Source organism: Pseudomonas sp. xss_2, from assembly GCF_043104195.1.
Classification (GTDB): Bacteria; Pseudomonadota; Gammaproteobacteria; order Pseudomonadales; family Pseudomonadaceae; genus Aquipseudomonas; species Aquipseudomonas urmiensis.
This window is the reverse complement of sequence record NZ_JBICKL010000077.1, coordinates 54,983-69,262: the sequence shown is the minus strand read 5'-3', so window position 1 is coordinate 69,262 and position 14,280 is coordinate 54,983. Positions and strand designations below refer to the sequence as shown.

The 14,280-nt window shown below is 61.8% G+C and carries 12 protein-coding genes and 2 pseudogenes; 5 read left to right on the top strand and 9 right to left on the bottom strand.

Translation table 11 applies throughout. From position 1 onward, the window contains the following. Positions 1 to 45 precede the first annotated feature (45 nt). From ACF8K2_RS18955 to ACF8K2_RS18940, 4 genes and pseudogenes are all read right to left on the bottom strand, one after another. Positions 46 to 567 (bottom strand): acyloxyacyl hydrolase, encoded by a 522-nt coding sequence (locus ACF8K2_RS18955; RefSeq protein WP_186554541.1) that lies wholly within the window; start codon positions 565 to 567, stop codon positions 46 to 48. Between the two features lie 162 nt (positions 568 to 729). Next, positions 730 to 954: pseudogene (locus ACF8K2_RS18950) on the bottom strand (dioxygenase); the annotation flags it as partial. 58 nt (positions 955 to 1,012) lie between these two features. After that, positions 1,013 to 1,456 (bottom strand): carboxypeptidase regulatory-like domain-containing protein, encoded by a 444-nt coding sequence (locus tag ACF8K2_RS18945; RefSeq protein WP_392466878.1) that lies wholly within the window; start codon positions 1,454 to 1,456, stop codon positions 1,013 to 1,015. An 83-nt stretch (positions 1,457 to 1,539) separates the two neighbouring features. Beyond that, positions 1,540 to 2,406, bottom strand: a complete 867-nt coding sequence (locus tag ACF8K2_RS18940; RefSeq protein ID WP_392466875.1) for a LysR family transcriptional regulator — start codon at positions 2,404 to 2,406, stop codon at positions 1,540 to 1,542. Positions 2,407 to 2,513: 107 nt separating this feature from the next. Between ACF8K2_RS18940 and ACF8K2_RS18935 the strand changes: the two genes are divergently transcribed. Continuing rightward, on the top strand, positions 2,514 to 3,899 hold the full coding sequence (locus tag ACF8K2_RS18935; protein ID WP_392466873.1) for an aldehyde dehydrogenase family protein: 1,386 nt from the start codon (positions 2,514 to 2,516) through the stop codon (positions 3,897 to 3,899). Between the two features lie 45 nt (positions 3,900 to 3,944). On the opposite strand, the gene ACF8K2_RS18930 is transcribed toward ACF8K2_RS18935, so the two are convergent. Then, the gene (locus ACF8K2_RS18930) at positions 3,945 to 5,858 is read right to left on the bottom strand and encodes a hypothetical protein (RefSeq protein WP_392466870.1); all 1,914 of its coding nucleotides are present in this window, start codon (positions 5,856 to 5,858) and stop codon (positions 3,945 to 3,947) included. 77 nt (positions 5,859 to 5,935) lie between these two features. Continuing rightward, the gene (locus tag ACF8K2_RS18925) at positions 5,936 to 6,835 is read right to left on the bottom strand and encodes a helix-turn-helix domain-containing protein (protein ID WP_392466868.1); all 900 of its coding nucleotides are present in this window, start codon (positions 6,833 to 6,835) and stop codon (positions 5,936 to 5,938) included. Between the two features lie 151 nt (positions 6,836 to 6,986). On the opposite strand from ACF8K2_RS18925, the gene ACF8K2_RS18920 reads away from it, so the two are divergent. From ACF8K2_RS18920 to ACF8K2_RS18910, 3 genes are read left to right on the top strand one after another with little or no spacing between them, the layout of a single operon-like run. Further along, the gene (locus ACF8K2_RS18920; RefSeq protein ID WP_186554547.1) at positions 6,987 to 8,345 is read left to right on the top strand and encodes a glutamine synthetase family protein; all 1,359 of its coding nucleotides are present in this window, start codon (positions 6,987 to 6,989) and stop codon (positions 8,343 to 8,345) included. 49 nt (positions 8,346 to 8,394) lie between these two features. Then, positions 8,395 to 9,483 carry a polyamine ABC transporter substrate-binding protein gene (locus ACF8K2_RS18915; protein ID WP_392466865.1) on the top strand — a complete coding sequence of 363 codons (1,089 nt, stop codon included), beginning with the start codon at positions 8,395 to 8,397 and terminating at the stop codon, positions 9,481 to 9,483. A gap of 14 nt (positions 9,484 to 9,497) precedes the next feature. Beyond that, positions 9,498 to 10,793: an NAD(P)/FAD-dependent oxidoreductase gene (locus ACF8K2_RS18910; RefSeq protein ID WP_392466863.1), complete on the top strand. Its 1,296-nt coding sequence runs from the start codon at positions 9,498 to 9,500 to the stop codon at positions 10,791 to 10,793. 18 nt (positions 10,794 to 10,811) lie between these two features. Here ACF8K2_RS18910 and ACF8K2_RS18905 read toward each other — a convergent pair whose 3' ends face one another. The 3 genes and pseudogenes from ACF8K2_RS18905 to ACF8K2_RS18895 form a co-directional block, all read right to left on the bottom strand. Beyond that, the gene (locus ACF8K2_RS18905) at positions 10,812 to 11,117 is read right to left on the bottom strand and encodes a DNA-binding transcriptional regulator (protein WP_186554550.1); all 306 of its coding nucleotides are present in this window, start codon (positions 11,115 to 11,117) and stop codon (positions 10,812 to 10,814) included. Further along, positions 11,098 to 11,205, bottom strand: a pseudogene (locus tag ACF8K2_RS18900) (type II toxin-antitoxin system RelE/ParE family toxin); the annotation flags it as partial. The gene ACF8K2_RS18905 and the pseudogene ACF8K2_RS18900, both read right to left, overlap by 20 nt. Positions 11,206 to 11,416: 211 nt before the next feature. After that, on the bottom strand, positions 11,417 to 13,360 hold the full coding sequence (locus ACF8K2_RS18895; protein WP_392466861.1) for an acyltransferase family protein: 1,944 nt from the start codon (positions 13,358 to 13,360) through the stop codon (positions 11,417 to 11,419). A gap of 229 nt (positions 13,361 to 13,589) precedes the next feature. On the opposite strand from ACF8K2_RS18895, the gene ACF8K2_RS18890 reads away from it, so the two are divergent. Continuing rightward, positions 13,590 to 14,267, top strand: coding sequence for a DUF3313 domain-containing protein (locus ACF8K2_RS18890; protein WP_392466859.1), 678 nt, complete (start codon positions 13,590 to 13,592; stop codon positions 14,265 to 14,267). Positions 14,268 to 14,280 lie beyond the last annotated feature (13 nt).

Genomic DNA, 14,280 nt, shown 5'->3' with positions numbered 1-14,280 from the left:
TGGCGAACGTTCAGGCAGGGCGATTACCGCCCTGCCTGCCAGGTATCAGAAGCCTTTGCTGTAGAACAGCGAGTACGACTCGATGCCGTCGTTAGGCTGCTTGATGCCGGCGTTGGAGTAATGCATCGCGCGGATGCCAACCTTCTGCTCGCCCGGCAGCTTCAGGCCAAAGCCGATGCGGTCTTCGAAGTTGACCGCAGAGCCCAGGCGTTGGTCGCCAACATCAGTCTTGGAGAACGCTGCCAGGCCAATGCCCGCCTCGATGTAGGGAGTGTAGGTGAAGCCGCTGAACTCGTAGACGAATACCGGGCTGAACGACAGCGAATGGGCGCCGCTGGCCTCACCGCCTTCCCAGTAGGTGTAGGCGGCATCCCAGTAGCCGGTGAGGTGGCCAGTGCTGCTTTGCAGCCATTGTTTGTCCCAATCCCAGGACAGGCCGATACGGTAGGTCATGTCACCTTGGCCGGTGGCGCCAACAGCGCCGGACACTTGTGCGGCGTGGGCCAGATTGGCGCCAGCGAACGCCAGGACGGCGGCCGCCAGCGTGGTGGCGAGACGGGTTTTCATCAATGACTCTCCTGATGGTCTTCACGGACATCGGGGGCTTGAGCCCCTCATTTTTCGCTTGTCTACCTGGGCATCCCGCCAAGTAACAAGGTGCAATACTTCTCGGATTATCGACTAGACAGTCAGAAAGTTGAAAGTGGATTGCCACTATTGGCTAATAGGCTAATCGTATTCCGATTCGGCGTGCTCACCGAGTAACCGCCGTTGCCGGGCAGTGGCTGCGGCGAGCACTTGAGGGTTGAACTGCCAGCTCAGGGACGGGGAAAACTTCTGCGCCACCATGCGCCGGCCATAGTGCACCTGGAGCATGTCGCGCACCTGTCCGTCACTGCTGTTGGCCGCGCCGCGGTGCCAGAGGTCACTGCGAAACACCAAGACAGTACCGGCCCACACGTTACCCTCCGGCGCTAGGAGCACATCTGTACTCCTGGTGATGAATGGGCATTCAACGCCAGTTCAGATTGGCCTTCACTGGCGCCTTGCCGTCAATACTCACTTGCTGCTGCACGGTCTGCCCTTGAGCCTGGCCGATCACCCGGTAATGCCCCGGTGGCAGTTGCACGTAGATCATCGGGCCAACGTCCTGCAGGTTCAGCAGCGGCTGGCCCTGGCCACTTTGAATATCGACCGCCGCTCCAGTCTGGAACTTGCCTTCGGGGCCGGTCGACAGGGTGATGTGCAGGTTGTAGCCCTGGGTTTGGCGCAAGGCGTTGGCCTCGTCCTGGCCGATGCCACCTTGCAGATAGCGGATGCCGTTCTGCTCCTGCGGCTGCAGTTGCACAGCCTGCGTGTCGATTGGCGCGTTGAGGTCTGCGCCAGCGGCCAGCGTCCAGGGAAGAGCCAGGCCCACCAGCAATGCGGCACACAGGCTGTAATGATGGTTGCGCATGGTGCACTCCTCCATCAACGGGATGCTTACCCTATGTTCGACGCTGCGCCGCGCCTGGCGTTGCGCCATGGCGCGACCATCGGTCAGGCAGCGCGGCGCTCTTCCAGCAACTTGATGAACATGCTCAAGCTGCGCGACACCGTCCCGCGGCGCCACACCAGCCAGGTTTTGAGATAGCGAAAGTCCTGCGACAACGGCCACACACTCACCGTGCTTACGCCCGGCATGCTGTCGAGCATGCTACGCGGCATCAGCGCCAGGCCCGCACCGGCGCTGACGCAGGCAAGCATGCCGTGGTAGGACTCCATCTCGTGGATCTTGCCGGGCACCGCCTGATCCTGGACGAACCAGTTCTCGAAGTGATGGCGATAGGAGCAGTTGGCGCGAAAGGCGTAGATGCTCTCGCCATTGACCTCGCGCGCCCGGCTGATCGGTGCATGGTTGAGCGGCGCGATGACCACCATTTCCTCCTCGAACACCGCCATGCCTTCCAAGGTCGGGTGCAACACCGGGCCGTCGACGAATGCCGCGACCAGTCGGCCAGACAACACCCCCTCAAGCATGGTGCCCGAAGGTCCGGTAGAGAGGTCCAGATCGACCTTGGGATAGCGCTGGTTGTAGGCCGCCAGCAGCGCCGGGATGCGAACCGCGGCGGTGCTTTCCAGCGAACCCAGGGCGAATGTGCCTTGCGGGTCTTCACCGGCCACGGTCAGTCGGGCTTCATGCACCAGGTCAAGAATGCGCCGGGTGTATTCAAGAAAATTCCAACCGGCCGGCGACAGGCGCAGCCGGCTTTTTTCGCGGATGAACAGCTCGACGCCCAGGTCTTCCTCAAGCTGCTTGATACGGGTGGTCAGGTTCGACGGCACCCGATGAATCTGCTGGGCGGCCGCGCTGATGCTGCCGTGCTCGGCCACGGCCTTGAAGATTTCCAGTTGCACCAAGTCCACTATCTTTCTCCAAACGTGAATGTTTCGCTCATTATTATTCAGTTTTCAATAATGATGCACACCACTAGTCTGGGCGTCACTCACCAACAACAACGAGGCGCTCCGCCATGAGCCAGATCACTAGCCTGACCCACGCCATCTCCGTCGACCCGTACAGCGGCGAGCAGATCGGCCACTACCCATTCGACACCGACGCCGCACTGGAGGCGGCGCTGCAACGTGCCAAGATTGGCTTCAACCTGTGGCGCAAGGTGTCGCTGGGTCAGCGCAGCGAATACCTGATCGCTCTGGCAGATGCCCTGCAGGCCAACCACGAAGCCCTGGCGGTGATGATCAGCCGCGAAATCGGCAAGCCGATCAGCCAGGCCCGTGGCGAAGTGAGCAAGTGCGTTGGCCTGTGCCAGTGGTATGCCGAACACGGCCCAGCCATGCTCGCCCCGGAGCCGACTCAGATCGAAAAAGCGCGTATCGAGTACCGTCCACTGGGCCCGATCCTGGCGGTGATGCCGTGGAACTTCCCCATCTGGCAAGTCCTGCGCGGCGCCGTGCCTGCGCTGCTGGCCGGTAACACCTACGTACTCAAGCACGCACCCAATGTGATGGGCAGCGCCTACCTGCTGCTGCAGATCATCAAGCAGGCCGGCCTGCCAGATGGCAGCTTCGAGGTCATCAACGTCACCCCTGATGGCGTCACCCGCGCCATCAATGACCCGCGCATTGCTGCCGTGACCCTGACCGGCAGCGTGCGCGCCGGCATGGCCATCGGCGCCCAGGCCGGTGCTGCGTTGAAGAAATGCGTGCTGGAGCTGGGCGGTTCAGACCCGTTCATCGTGCTGGCCGACGCCGACCTCGAAGCTGCCGTCAAAGCCGCGGTGATCGGCCGTTACCAGAACACCGGCCAGGTCTGCGCCGCGGCCAAGCGCCTGATCGTCGAAGACAGCATCGTTGATGAGTTCACCCGCAAATTCGTCGAGGCGACCCGCCAGCTCAAGGTTGGCAACCCGCTGCAGGACGACACCTACATCGGCCCGATGGCCCGTTATGACCTGCGCGACGAGTTGCACGACCAGGTACAGGCGACCTTGGCTGAAGGCGCAACCCTGCTACTCGGCGGCAAGAAAGCCGAGGGCGTCGCCAACGTCTACCCGCCGACCGTGCTCGCTGGCGTGACCTGCGAAATGACCGCGTTCAAGCAAGAGTTGTTTGGCCCAGTGGCGGCGATCATAGCAGCGCGTGATGCCAACCACGCGGTGGAACTGGCCAATGACAGCGAGTTTGGCTTGGCCGCGACCATTTATACCGCCGATGTTGCCTTGGCAGAACGGATGACCGCTGCGCTGGATACCGGTGGCGTGTTCATCAACGGCTATTGCGCGTCCGATCCGCGGGTGGCGTTCGGTGGCGTCAAGAAAAGCGGGTTTGGCCGCGAGTTGTCGCACTTTGGCGTGCGTGAGTTCTGCAACGTGCAGACGGTTTGGTTGGATCGCAACTGATTGTTTTGCGTTGGCAGTTGGGGCCGCTTTGCGGCCCCAACCTGTTCAATCGCGCACCTGATCCTTGACCCAATCGAGCATTCCCCCAGGCACAATCAGTTCATGCCTGGCCCGCGAACAGGCGGTATACAATCCGGCCAACATCCGCGCCCGCTCGTTGCGGTTGTTGCCGGGGCCAGGCGCAACCATCAGCTCAGGCGACACCATCACCCGGGCGAACTCCATGTTCTTCACATCCCTTACCCGACCTAGAAACAGCTTGGGCGCCTTGTCCCAGCGGTAGCGGCTCTTGGCCTTGGCAAAGTGTTCCGGGCTATAGCCTTTGCGCAGCATGTTCGCCACCGCAGCGAAGGCCTTGTCGTCACCCTTGTCCTGCTCCAGCGCTTGCCAGCTGGCATAGCGAAACAGCATGTTGTGCCGTGGTCGGGTGCCATGGCGGTAGAGTTCGATACAGTCTTCGACGAACAGCTCGAACTCCTTGCGTGCGCCTTGGAGCAGCACGAACGGCACGCCCTGATGGGTAAGGCGCTGGAACCAGCCAAACAGCCCCCATTCATCGTCAACCAGCAACGCCGTAGGTTGCTCGGGCACCGTCACCGCATCGAAGAAACTCACCCGCGTGTAGTGCTCGGCGCTGCCGGTGAACGCCGCCTGGATAGCCGATGGGTGCGCCAGGATCAGCGGATTGAGCACGCCCTCCATCGCCGGCCCCGCTCGCAACGAGTGATCGATGCAGCGCTGGCGAATGAAGCTGCCGTGGTGCGGGCTCAGGCCATTGAGGTTCTGCAGGTCATCCCCTAGGGTGATGATCGCCTGGGGGCTGCGGTCGAGCACGGCAAGCATCGGCGCGGATAACTCATGGGCTTCGTCGACGATGACATGGCTGAATTGGACATCGATGACTTCGCGCGTCAGCGACAGCAGCTTGACCCGATGGTAGTCGCGCACCGGTAGCTGGATCTCCCGCGCCGAAGGGCGAATCAGTTGTTGCCAGTACAGGCGCGCCTTCTCCAGCAACACCTCCTGATCCAGCGGCGAGAATCCCGGCCCCATCCATGGCAGATGCTGCAAGCCGATAACCTCATCAGCGCTGCGGCAGAAGCTGCGCACCGCCTTGATGCACAAGGCAACCACCTCACGAGCAGCCAGCGGGCCGATATCGGGGATACCCAGCCACTGCACCACCTGCGACTCCTGTGGGCGCCAGGACAGTTTGCTGCGGTAGGCGTCGCGCAGGCGCCAGCCATTGCTGGTCAGGTCGCGATTGAGGATTTCGTCGGCCAACTGGCCGAACGTCAGCGCAGTGAACGCCGAAGCGTCCTTGACCCGCGCCTGCAAGGCGCGCAACTGGCCCTCGGTCATGGCCAGTAACAAGGTGCGCTGGGGGTCGAGCAAGCGCGCGAATTGATGGATCAGGAACGTCTTGCCAGTGCCGGCGAACCCTTGCACGGCTACCGATTCGTCGACACCGGAGAGAAATTCGCGCAGCAGGCGATTCTGCTGGTCGCTCAGACGCAGGTCGCTGGACAGCGACGGCAGGCTGACAGGGTGCAGCGGCGTTACCAACTGGCGGTAGCTATCGGCGAACAGGAAGTTCCAGCCGCCCTCACTGTCGCGCCAGTCGGCAGGATCGACTGGCGTCTCAGGGCTCAGCAGGCTAATGCCATTTTCTCCGAGCATGCCCAGCCCCATGGCGAACGCCTCGGCGTCGAAACGCTTGGCTACTTGCGCCTGAAACTGCTCAGGGGCGGCAGCATGCACTTCATCGGCGATGCGCAGCATTTCGGCAAAGCGCCGTTCTTGGGCCTCCACCGAGGGTTTTCCTTGCTGGCGCGGCAGGTTCTGGATGAATAGCACGCTGGCCGTTTCCGGCAGGCTGGCCTGGGGAAGAAATTCGCCGGCGCATGCCTCGCTGGCGAGGCGTTCGGCTTGGTCGCTGGTCAGTGGCAGATAGAACATCGGAACCTCGGGGAAACTGCCGGGCACCATACCAATATTTACCGGGGCATGCAGGATTGTCTGCGCTGGCCCAGGCCTTAAGCTCTTGTCCGGCGCAGCGTCTCACTCGGCAACTCGCCAAACAACTGCCGATAACTGTCGGAAAACCGCCCCAGATGCCAGAACGACCAACGCATCGCCACCTCAGCCACCGTCAACTCGCCCCCACGCAGCAGGTCTCGCCGTGCTCCATTTAACCTGCGCAAACGCAACCAATGAGCTGGTGGCAGGTTGGTGAAGGCTTTGAACGTCTGCTGCAACTGGCGCACCGAGACTCCGGCAACGTTGGCCAGCTCCACCAGGTTAAGCGTCTCGTCCGGGCAATCCGCCGCCCAGTCACTGACCCGCCGCATCACCGCCCGCGCCTCGCCACGCCGCTCCAGGGCATCGCCCTGCAGCCGTTGGCTGGCGTTGTCGAGGATGAACAGGCAGTCCTCCAGCAATTGCTCGGCCAGAGCCCTGCCCTCCAACGGCGAATCGGCTTGGCCCAGGCGCGTCAGGGTGGCGCTGAGCCAGCCGCCGAACAGCGCGTTCTGCACGCTGTCCAACGGCACCATGAACAAGCCTTCCAGGCGATTGACATCCAGCCCGTGCCGTTGCAAGAAGCCTTGATCGAATACCACCGCCACTTCCTGGTAGTTCTCGGGGGTGATCCAGATATTGCGGCTCTCTTCATTGAGCACGTAGAGGCTGTTATCGCTGCGATCAAAGCAAAACGTCAGCGACCCGCTGGGCGCGCGGAAGAACTGCTCGACCCGGGTATTGAGGCGTTCTTCGTAGACTTCCACGCCATCGAGCCCCAAACAGCGCAGCTGACCGTTGAAATGCCCGGGGGACATTTGCCGGTATTGCTGCTGCCAGCCCGGGGTGGCGCGCACCTGTTCTGTTACGTCACTGGTGTTGAAAGCCTGGACCTGCAAGGCATGGGGCGTTGTCACGCGATGTCCTATATGCACTCTTTTGGTGCATTCATTGCCGAAGGAAGTGGATAGATCAACCCTGTGGGCTGCGACCAAGATAGCCCTCAGCGCATCAGCTGGGAAGATTCCTTGAAACGATGTGCCACCAAAACCCAACCAAGAGGTCTGTATGAACGCCCCTTTCGATCAGCTGTCCACGTGGCTGAAAGAACACCGCATCACTGAAGTCGAATGCGTGATCAGCGACCTGACCGGCATCGCCCGCGGCAAGATCGCGCCGACCGCCAAGTTCCTCCATGAGCGCGGCATGCGCCTGCCAGAGAGCGTGCTGCTGCAGACCGTCACCGGCGACTATGTCGACGACGACATCTACTACGACCTGCTTGACCCGGCCGACATCGACATGGTCTGCCGCCCCGACCCTAGTGCGGTGTACCAGATCCCGTGGGCGATCGAGCCGACCGCGATCGTGATCCACGACACCTTCGACAAACAAGGCAACCCGATCGAACTGTCGCCGCGCAACGTGCTGAAAAAGGTCCTCAAGCTGTACGCCGACAAAGGCTGGCAGCCTATCGTCGCGCCGGAGATGGAGTTCTACCTGACCAAGCGCTGCGAAGACCCGGACTTGCCCCTGCAAGTGCCACTGGGCCGTTCGGGGCGCGCCGAGAGCGGTCGGCAGTCGTTCTCCATCGATGCCGCCAACGAATTCGACCCACTGTTCGAAGACGTCTACGACTGGTGCGAAATCCAGGGGCTGGACCTGGACACGCTGATCCATGAAGACGGCCCGGCGCAGATGGAAATCAACTTCCGTCACGGCGACGCGCTCGACCTCGCCGATCAGATCACCGTGTTCAAGCGCACCATGCGTGAGGCGGCGCTCAAGCACAACGTCGCCGCAACCTTCATGGCCAAGCCGATTACCGACGAGCCCGGCAGTGCCATGCACCTGCACCAGAGCGTGGTCGACATCGCCACTGGCAAGCCGATCTTCGCCAACGACGATGGCAGCATGAGCGAGCTGTTCCTGCATCACATTGGCGGGCTGCAGAAGTACATCCCCAAAGTGCTGCCAATGTTCGCCCCCAACGTCAACTCGTTCCGCCGCTTCCTGCCCGATACCTCGGCGCCGGTGAACGTCGAGTGGGGCGAAGAAAACCGCACCGCCGGCTTGCGCGTGCCGACCTCGAGCCCCGAAGCGATGCGGGTCGAGAACCGCCTGCCGGGCGCCGATGCCAACCCGTACCTGGCCATCGCGGCGAGCCTGCTGTGTGGTTACCTGGGCATGGTCGAGAAGATCGAGCCGAGCGCAGCGGTCCAAGGCCGTGCCTACGAGCGGCGCAACCTGCGTCTGCCGATCACCATCGAAGACGCCCTGCAGCACATGGAAGACTGCGAAATTCTGCAGACCTACCTGGGCCGCCAGTTCGTCCAAGGCTATGTGGCGGTCAAGCGTGCCGAACACGAGAACTTCAAGCGCGTGATCAGTTCCTGGGAGCGTGAGTTCCTGATGCTCAGCGTCTGATCCGCAACACTCGCAACAGACCCAAGAAAAATACCAATGAGGTGTCGACATGCGTCATTTGCACTCTTTGCTTCCCGCAGCATTCGCCTTGCTGTTCGGCGCGGCCGCCCAGGCCCAACCAACGGTCAGCGTATACAACTGGACCGACTATATCGGTGACACCACCCTGGCGGACTTCCAGGCCAGCAGCGGGATCAAGGTGGTTTATGACGTGTTCGACTCCAACGAAACCCTGGAGGGCAAGTTGCTGGCCGGACGCACCGGCTACGACGTGGTAGTGCCCTCCAACCATTTCCTGGCGCGCCAGGCCAAGGCTGGCGCGTTCCTGCCGCTCGATCGCAGCAAGCTGCCGAACTTCAAGTACCTGGACCCTAAACTGCTCAAGCAGCTTGAGCAGAACGACCCCGGCAACCAGTACGCGGTGCCCTACCTGTGGGGCACCAACGGCATCGGCTACAACATCGACAAAGTCAAGGCAGCCCTGGGCATCGACAAGATCGACTCCTGGGCGGTGCTGTTCGAGCCTGAGAACCTGAAAAAGCTGCAAAAGTGCGGCGTGGCGTTCATGGACTCGCCGGACGAGCTGTTCCCGGCAATGCTCAACTACCTGGGCATGGACCCACGCAGCGAAAAGGAAGACGACTACAAGAAGGCAGAGGCCCAGTTGCTCAAGCTGCGCCCCTACATCACTTACTTCCACTCCTCCAAATATGTCTCGGACCTGGCCAACGGCGATATCTGCGTCGCCTTCGGTTATTCCGGCGATGTGTTCCAGGCCGCCAACCGCGCGGTGGAGGCCAACAACGGCGTGAAAATCGCCTATAGCATTCCCAAGGAAGGCAGCAACCTGTGGTTCGACCTGTTGGCAATTCCCAAGGATGCCAGCAACCCCGACCAGGCCCTGGCCTTCATCAACTACCTGCTCGACCCGCAGGTGATCGCCAAGGTCAGTGCCACGGTCGGCTATGCCAATGCCAACCTTGAGGCCAAGGCCCACATGGCCCCCTCGCTGGTCAACAACCCCGAGATCTATCCTCCCCAGGAGGTGCTGGACAAGCTGTATGTCTCCAGCACCCCGAGCCCGAAGATCATGCGCGTCATGACCCGCTCCTGGAGCAAGATCAAATCCAATCGCTGAGCCGAGTACGCGCCATGTCCCTTGATACTCAACACACTGCCTCCTACTACGCTGCCAGCGCGCGGGCGACGACGCCCTACCCTGCACTCGAAGGCGCGCTCAGTGCCGATGTCTGCGTGGTCGGGGGTGGTCTTACCGGGGTCAACACCGCCCTGGAGCTGGCCGAGCGCGGGCTTTCGGTGATCCTTCTGGAGGCCCGGCGGATTGGCTGGGGCGCCAGCGGGCGCAACGGCGGCCAGCTGATTCGCGGCATCGGCCATGACGTCAGTGGCTTTGCCCGCTACGTCGGCCAGGACGGCGTGCGCTACCTCAAGCACGCCGGGATCGATTCGGTCGAGTTGGTCCGCCAGCGCATCGCCCAATACGACATCCAGTGCGATTTGCGCTGGGGCTTTTGCGAACTGGCCAACACCCCGGCGCAGTTCGCTGCCTTCAGCGATGAACAGCAAGAGCTGGCCAGCCTCGGCTACCGCCACGAAACGCGCCTGGTCAGTGCCGAGCGGATGCATGAAGTGGTCGCCAGCGACCAGTACGCAGGTGGCCTGATCGACATGGGCTCAGGGCACCTGCACCCACTCGACCTGGTGCAAGGCGAAGCCCGCGCAGCCGCAGGCCTGGGCGTGCAGATCTTCGAGCAGAGCCCGGTGCTGCGCATCGAGCACGGCAGCACGGTAACCCTGCACTGCGCCCGTGGCAGCGTGCGGGCCAAGAGTCTGGTACTGGGTTGCAACGCCCACCTGGACGAACTCGAACCACGCCTGAGCGGCAAGGTACTGCCCGCGGGCAGCTACGTTGTAGCCAGCGAACCGCTGCCAGAGCAGTTGGCCAAGACGCTGATCCCACAGAACATGGCGATGTGCGACCAGAAAGTCGGCCTGGACTACTACCGCCTCACCGCCGACCGCCGCTTGTTGTTCGGCGGTGCCTGCCACTACTCCGGGCGCGATCCCAAGGATATTGGCGCCTACATGCTGCCCAAGGTCCTCAAGGTGTTCCCGCAACTTGCCGGTGTACGCATCGACTATCAGTGGGGCGGCATGATCGGCATCACTGCCAACCGCTTCCCGCAAGTCGGTCGGCTCAGCCAGCATCCCAACGTCTACTACGCCCAGGGTTATTCAGGGCACGGCCTGAACGTCACCCACTGGACCGCCAAGCTGTTGGCCGAAGCCATCGCGCTCGGTCATAGCCAGGGCTTGGATGTATTCAGCGCAGTCCCGCACCTGACCTTCCCGGGCGGCAAGGCCCTGCGCTCGCCGCTGCTGGCGCTGGGGATGATGTGGTATCGGCTGCGCGAGGTGCTGGGCTAGCCTGCGACGGGCAGCGCTTCAAAGAATGGCCTGCAGCCCCTTGTCAGCAATGACATTGAGCAGCTTCAACGCAGGCCCGGCTGGCCGTGTTTCGCCCTGCTCCCACTTGCGTACAGTGGACGCGCTGGTATGCAGGTGCAGGGCGAATACCGGCTGACTGAAATTGAGCGTTTCGCGCAAACGGCGGATATCCAGCGCGCTGAAATCGCGCACCGGCGCGGGGCAAATCGCCTCGAAGTCGCGCAGCGTAACCTTGCCCACCGCCCCTGCTTGATGCAGTGCAGTAAGGTCATCACGCAACGACTCAATAAGTTTGCTGCTCACAGCACACCTCCATCAGTACACCTGCCCTAAGGGCCTTCGCCAAGGCAGCAGCAGATAATTCGAGAAATACCCTGCCGGCAAATGTGAGTCGGCCTTAACCATACCCTTTACGGGCATAGTTTCCAATGATGGGCAGCAGTGATAAGTCGGCGGAATCAGGGCGTATTGTGGGAAATTTCAACGGCGCACCCGTTGCCCTAGCTGGTCCGGCGTTATGGGCAAATCGAACGGGCACAGGTACCCACATTGCCCGTGGCACTGCTCAGTCAGCCAGTGCCCGCAAACAGTAGAAGATTGTCTTAGTTCGACCGGTCAGCTTTGCCGGGCGCGTTGGCGCTGACCACCTGCGGCCGAGGATCCTTGAGCAGTGAATACCCCCGTTCCAGCAAGGTCTGGCCGATGAACCGCGAGCCGACCTCGTTCAAATGACCGTTATCCAGATACAGCAACTTGCCATCGATCAACGGACTGCACAGGCCATTGGGGCAAATCACTTGGTTGGGGTCGATGAAGCGCACCTGCGGATACTTGCCGCGAATCTGCGCCCAATACTGCGGTAGTGGCGTCTCAGCGGCTTCACACGGATGCTCAAGGCCAAACATCAGGCGCCGTATCGGGCAGGTCGCAGCCTTGTCAATCGGCTGGTTTCTGAGGATCACGATCACCTGCCCGCTGCTGGCCACCACCCGCGCCAGGCTGGCCTCGATCGCCGGCCCGACCGATTCGTCGTTCGGCCAGTTACCCGCCATTACCACGTAGGGATAACGCTTGGCCTCGATCAAGGCGTACACCCGTTGGTTTCGTTGAGCGCAATGATCGGCGTAGGCCCCTGGCATGCCGCCGTTGTAGCCCAGCACTGGCGCACAGGAGTCGAGGGTGTAGTCCATCAGGCTGATGCCGTCTGGGCGTGCCAGGATATCGACCATGCCGCTGAAATGGTTGGCCACCGAATCGCCGACCAGGATGCCGTCGATAGCCGCTTTCGCCGCACCAAGGCGGCAGGTGTCATCCGGCTCGGTGCGGTACAGCCCGCTGGGCACGTGACAGCCGCGGCGAATCTCTGCTGGCCGCTCCAGGGTCATCGCCTCCAGGGCCAGCACCTGCGGGCTGAAGCGCTGCGGGAAGCCGCTGAACTGCTGCGTGACCCCTGCCAACAGCGCCAAGCCCAGGGCCGGCACGGCGAAGCGGCGCGCGAACACCTGGGCGAAACCAAGCTTTACGCCACTGCGGCGCATGGGTTTTTCCACATAGCGCCAGGACAGCCAGGCCAACAGCAGCGCGCCGGCGACCACCACACAGCCAAGGGCAAAGGTCATCGGCACCTCAAGGTAATTGAGGTAGGCAATCAGCGGCCAATGCCACAGATAAAGCGAATACGAGATCAGCCCGACGAACACCATCGGTCGGCAACCGAGAATCGGCGAAGGACCGCCGCTGGCTCCGGCATGGATCAGCAATGCCGCCCCCAGGCACGGCCACAAGGCATTCAACCCTGGGAACGGCGCGCCCTCGCTAAGCAGCAATAGCGACGAGCCAATCAACAGGTAGCCAAGCAGCGAACACCCCAGCGATGTCATCCGGCCAACCCGCGGCGTATGTTGCAAGTGCCAAATACCCAACCAGCCGCCGAGCATCAGTTCGAAAAAGCGGGTTGGCAGCAAATAGTAAGACGCCGTAGCGAACACCCCAGTCGCATACTGCGAAACGCCTATCGCCAGCACCAGCCCGCCCCCCAGCACCCACAACAAATGCCGTGGCGCCACGCGATAGACCAACAGCACCAGCAATGGCCAGACCACATAGAACTGCTCTTCGATACCCAGCGACCAGGTATGCAGCAGCGGCGCTTCACCGGCGTCGGCGGCAAAGTAGTTGCCGTACTTGAGCCAGATGAAGATGTTCGACACCCCCAACAGGGCGAACAGGGCATTGGCGTTGAGCCGCATCAGGTCTACCGGTGACAGCAAGAAGGCGCCGAGCACCACGCACACCAACAGCACCGTTGCCAGCGCAGGCACGATGCGGTTGATCCGTCGCTGATAGAAGCTTTTGAGCGAGAAGCTACCTTGACGCACCTCCTGGAACACTTGCGAGGTGATCAGGTAGCCGGAGATGACAAAAAAGATGTCGACGCCGACGAAACCGCCCGGCAACAACGAGGTGTTCAGGTGATGCAGGAACACGGCAATCACCGCCACCGCGCGCAAACCGTCAATATCGGAGCGGTAACTTTCCTGACGCATGAGTGATCTTCCTTCGAAAAAGGCGTCGAGGCAAAATGCCACCTTTGATATGTAGTACGACTGTCGCTCGCCGCCAAGGAGAAAAGTCAAAATTCCGACAATCGGCAGCCGAACACGCTAGCCAGCGAAACACAGCCGCCATTTTTATGACTAGCCAGGCTAAAGCTGGCCAAGCGCCAAGCACCTGCTAGCGTTGTTCTGGCCGTCCCCTCAATGGATGCCCTACATCATGAAATCACTGCCCCGCGCCACCCTGCTGTGCGCTGCCCTGCTCGCCCTGGCGGCATGCTCGAGCAACCGTGTCGATCCTAGCCAGTACTCAGGGTTTCTCAACGATTACAGTCGCCTCCAGCCTGCCGAAAGCATTTCCGGCCAGCCGGTGATGCGCTGGATTGACCCCAACATCAAAGCCCGCGAGTACAACCAGGTATTCATCGAGCCGAGCCAGTTCTATCCCAAGCCGCAAGCGACATCGGTGATCTCGACGCAAACGCTGCAAGCCATCACCCGCTACTTCAACGACGCCATGCGCCGAGAACTGGGCAGCGTGATGACCTTGGCCAAGGCACCTGGGCCAGGGACTATCGTGGTGCGCCCGGCCATTACCGCGGTATCGACCCATACCGAGGGCCTGAAGCCTTATGAAGTGATCCCGATCGCGCTGGTCGCCGCAGCGGTGAACACGGCCGCTGGTGGGCGTGATCAGGCCGTGGATATCGCCGTGGAGGCGGCCTTCCTGGATGGGGCTAATCAGAAGGTGCTCGCGCAGGTGGTACGCAAGGGCAGTGGCAAGGAGTTGGAGAACGACACCCAGCAATTGACCCTGGAAGACGTCAAGCCGGTGCTCGATGGCTGGGCGAGCGACATGCGTAAGAGCTTCGTTGCGCTCAAACAGAAGGCCCGTTGAACAGCTGAGCGCC

Excerpts from the sequence above, each read along its gene's own strand:
- ACF8K2_RS18955 (WP_186554541.1), bottom strand. The coding sequence starts at position 567 with ATGAAAACCCGTCTCGCCACCACGCTGGCGGCCGCCGTCCTGGCGTTC.
- ACF8K2_RS18945 (WP_392466878.1), bottom strand. The coding sequence starts at position 1,456 with ATGCGCAACCATCATTACAGCCTGTGTGCCGCATTGCTGGTGGGCCTG.
- ACF8K2_RS18935 (WP_392466873.1), top strand. The coding sequence starts at position 2,514 with ATGAGCCAGATCACTAGCCTGACCCACGCCATCTCCGTCGACCCGTAC.
- ACF8K2_RS18930 (WP_392466870.1), bottom strand. The coding sequence starts at position 5,858 with ATGTTCTATCTGCCACTGACCAGCGACCAAGCCGAACGCCTCGCCAGC.
- ACF8K2_RS18920 (WP_186554547.1), top strand. The coding sequence starts at position 6,987 with ATGAACGCCCCTTTCGATCAGCTGTCCACGTGGCTGAAAGAACACCGC.
- ACF8K2_RS18915 (WP_392466865.1), top strand. The coding sequence starts at position 8,395 with ATGCGTCATTTGCACTCTTTGCTTCCCGCAGCATTCGCCTTGCTGTTC.
- ACF8K2_RS18910 (WP_392466863.1), top strand. The coding sequence starts at position 9,498 with ATGTCCCTTGATACTCAACACACTGCCTCCTACTACGCTGCCAGCGCG.
- ACF8K2_RS18895 (WP_392466861.1), bottom strand. The coding sequence starts at position 13,360 with ATGCGTCAGGAAAGTTACCGCTCCGATATTGACGGTTTGCGCGCGGTG.
- ACF8K2_RS18890 (WP_392466859.1), top strand. The coding sequence starts at position 13,590 with ATGAAATCACTGCCCCGCGCCACCCTGCTGTGCGCTGCCCTGCTCGCC.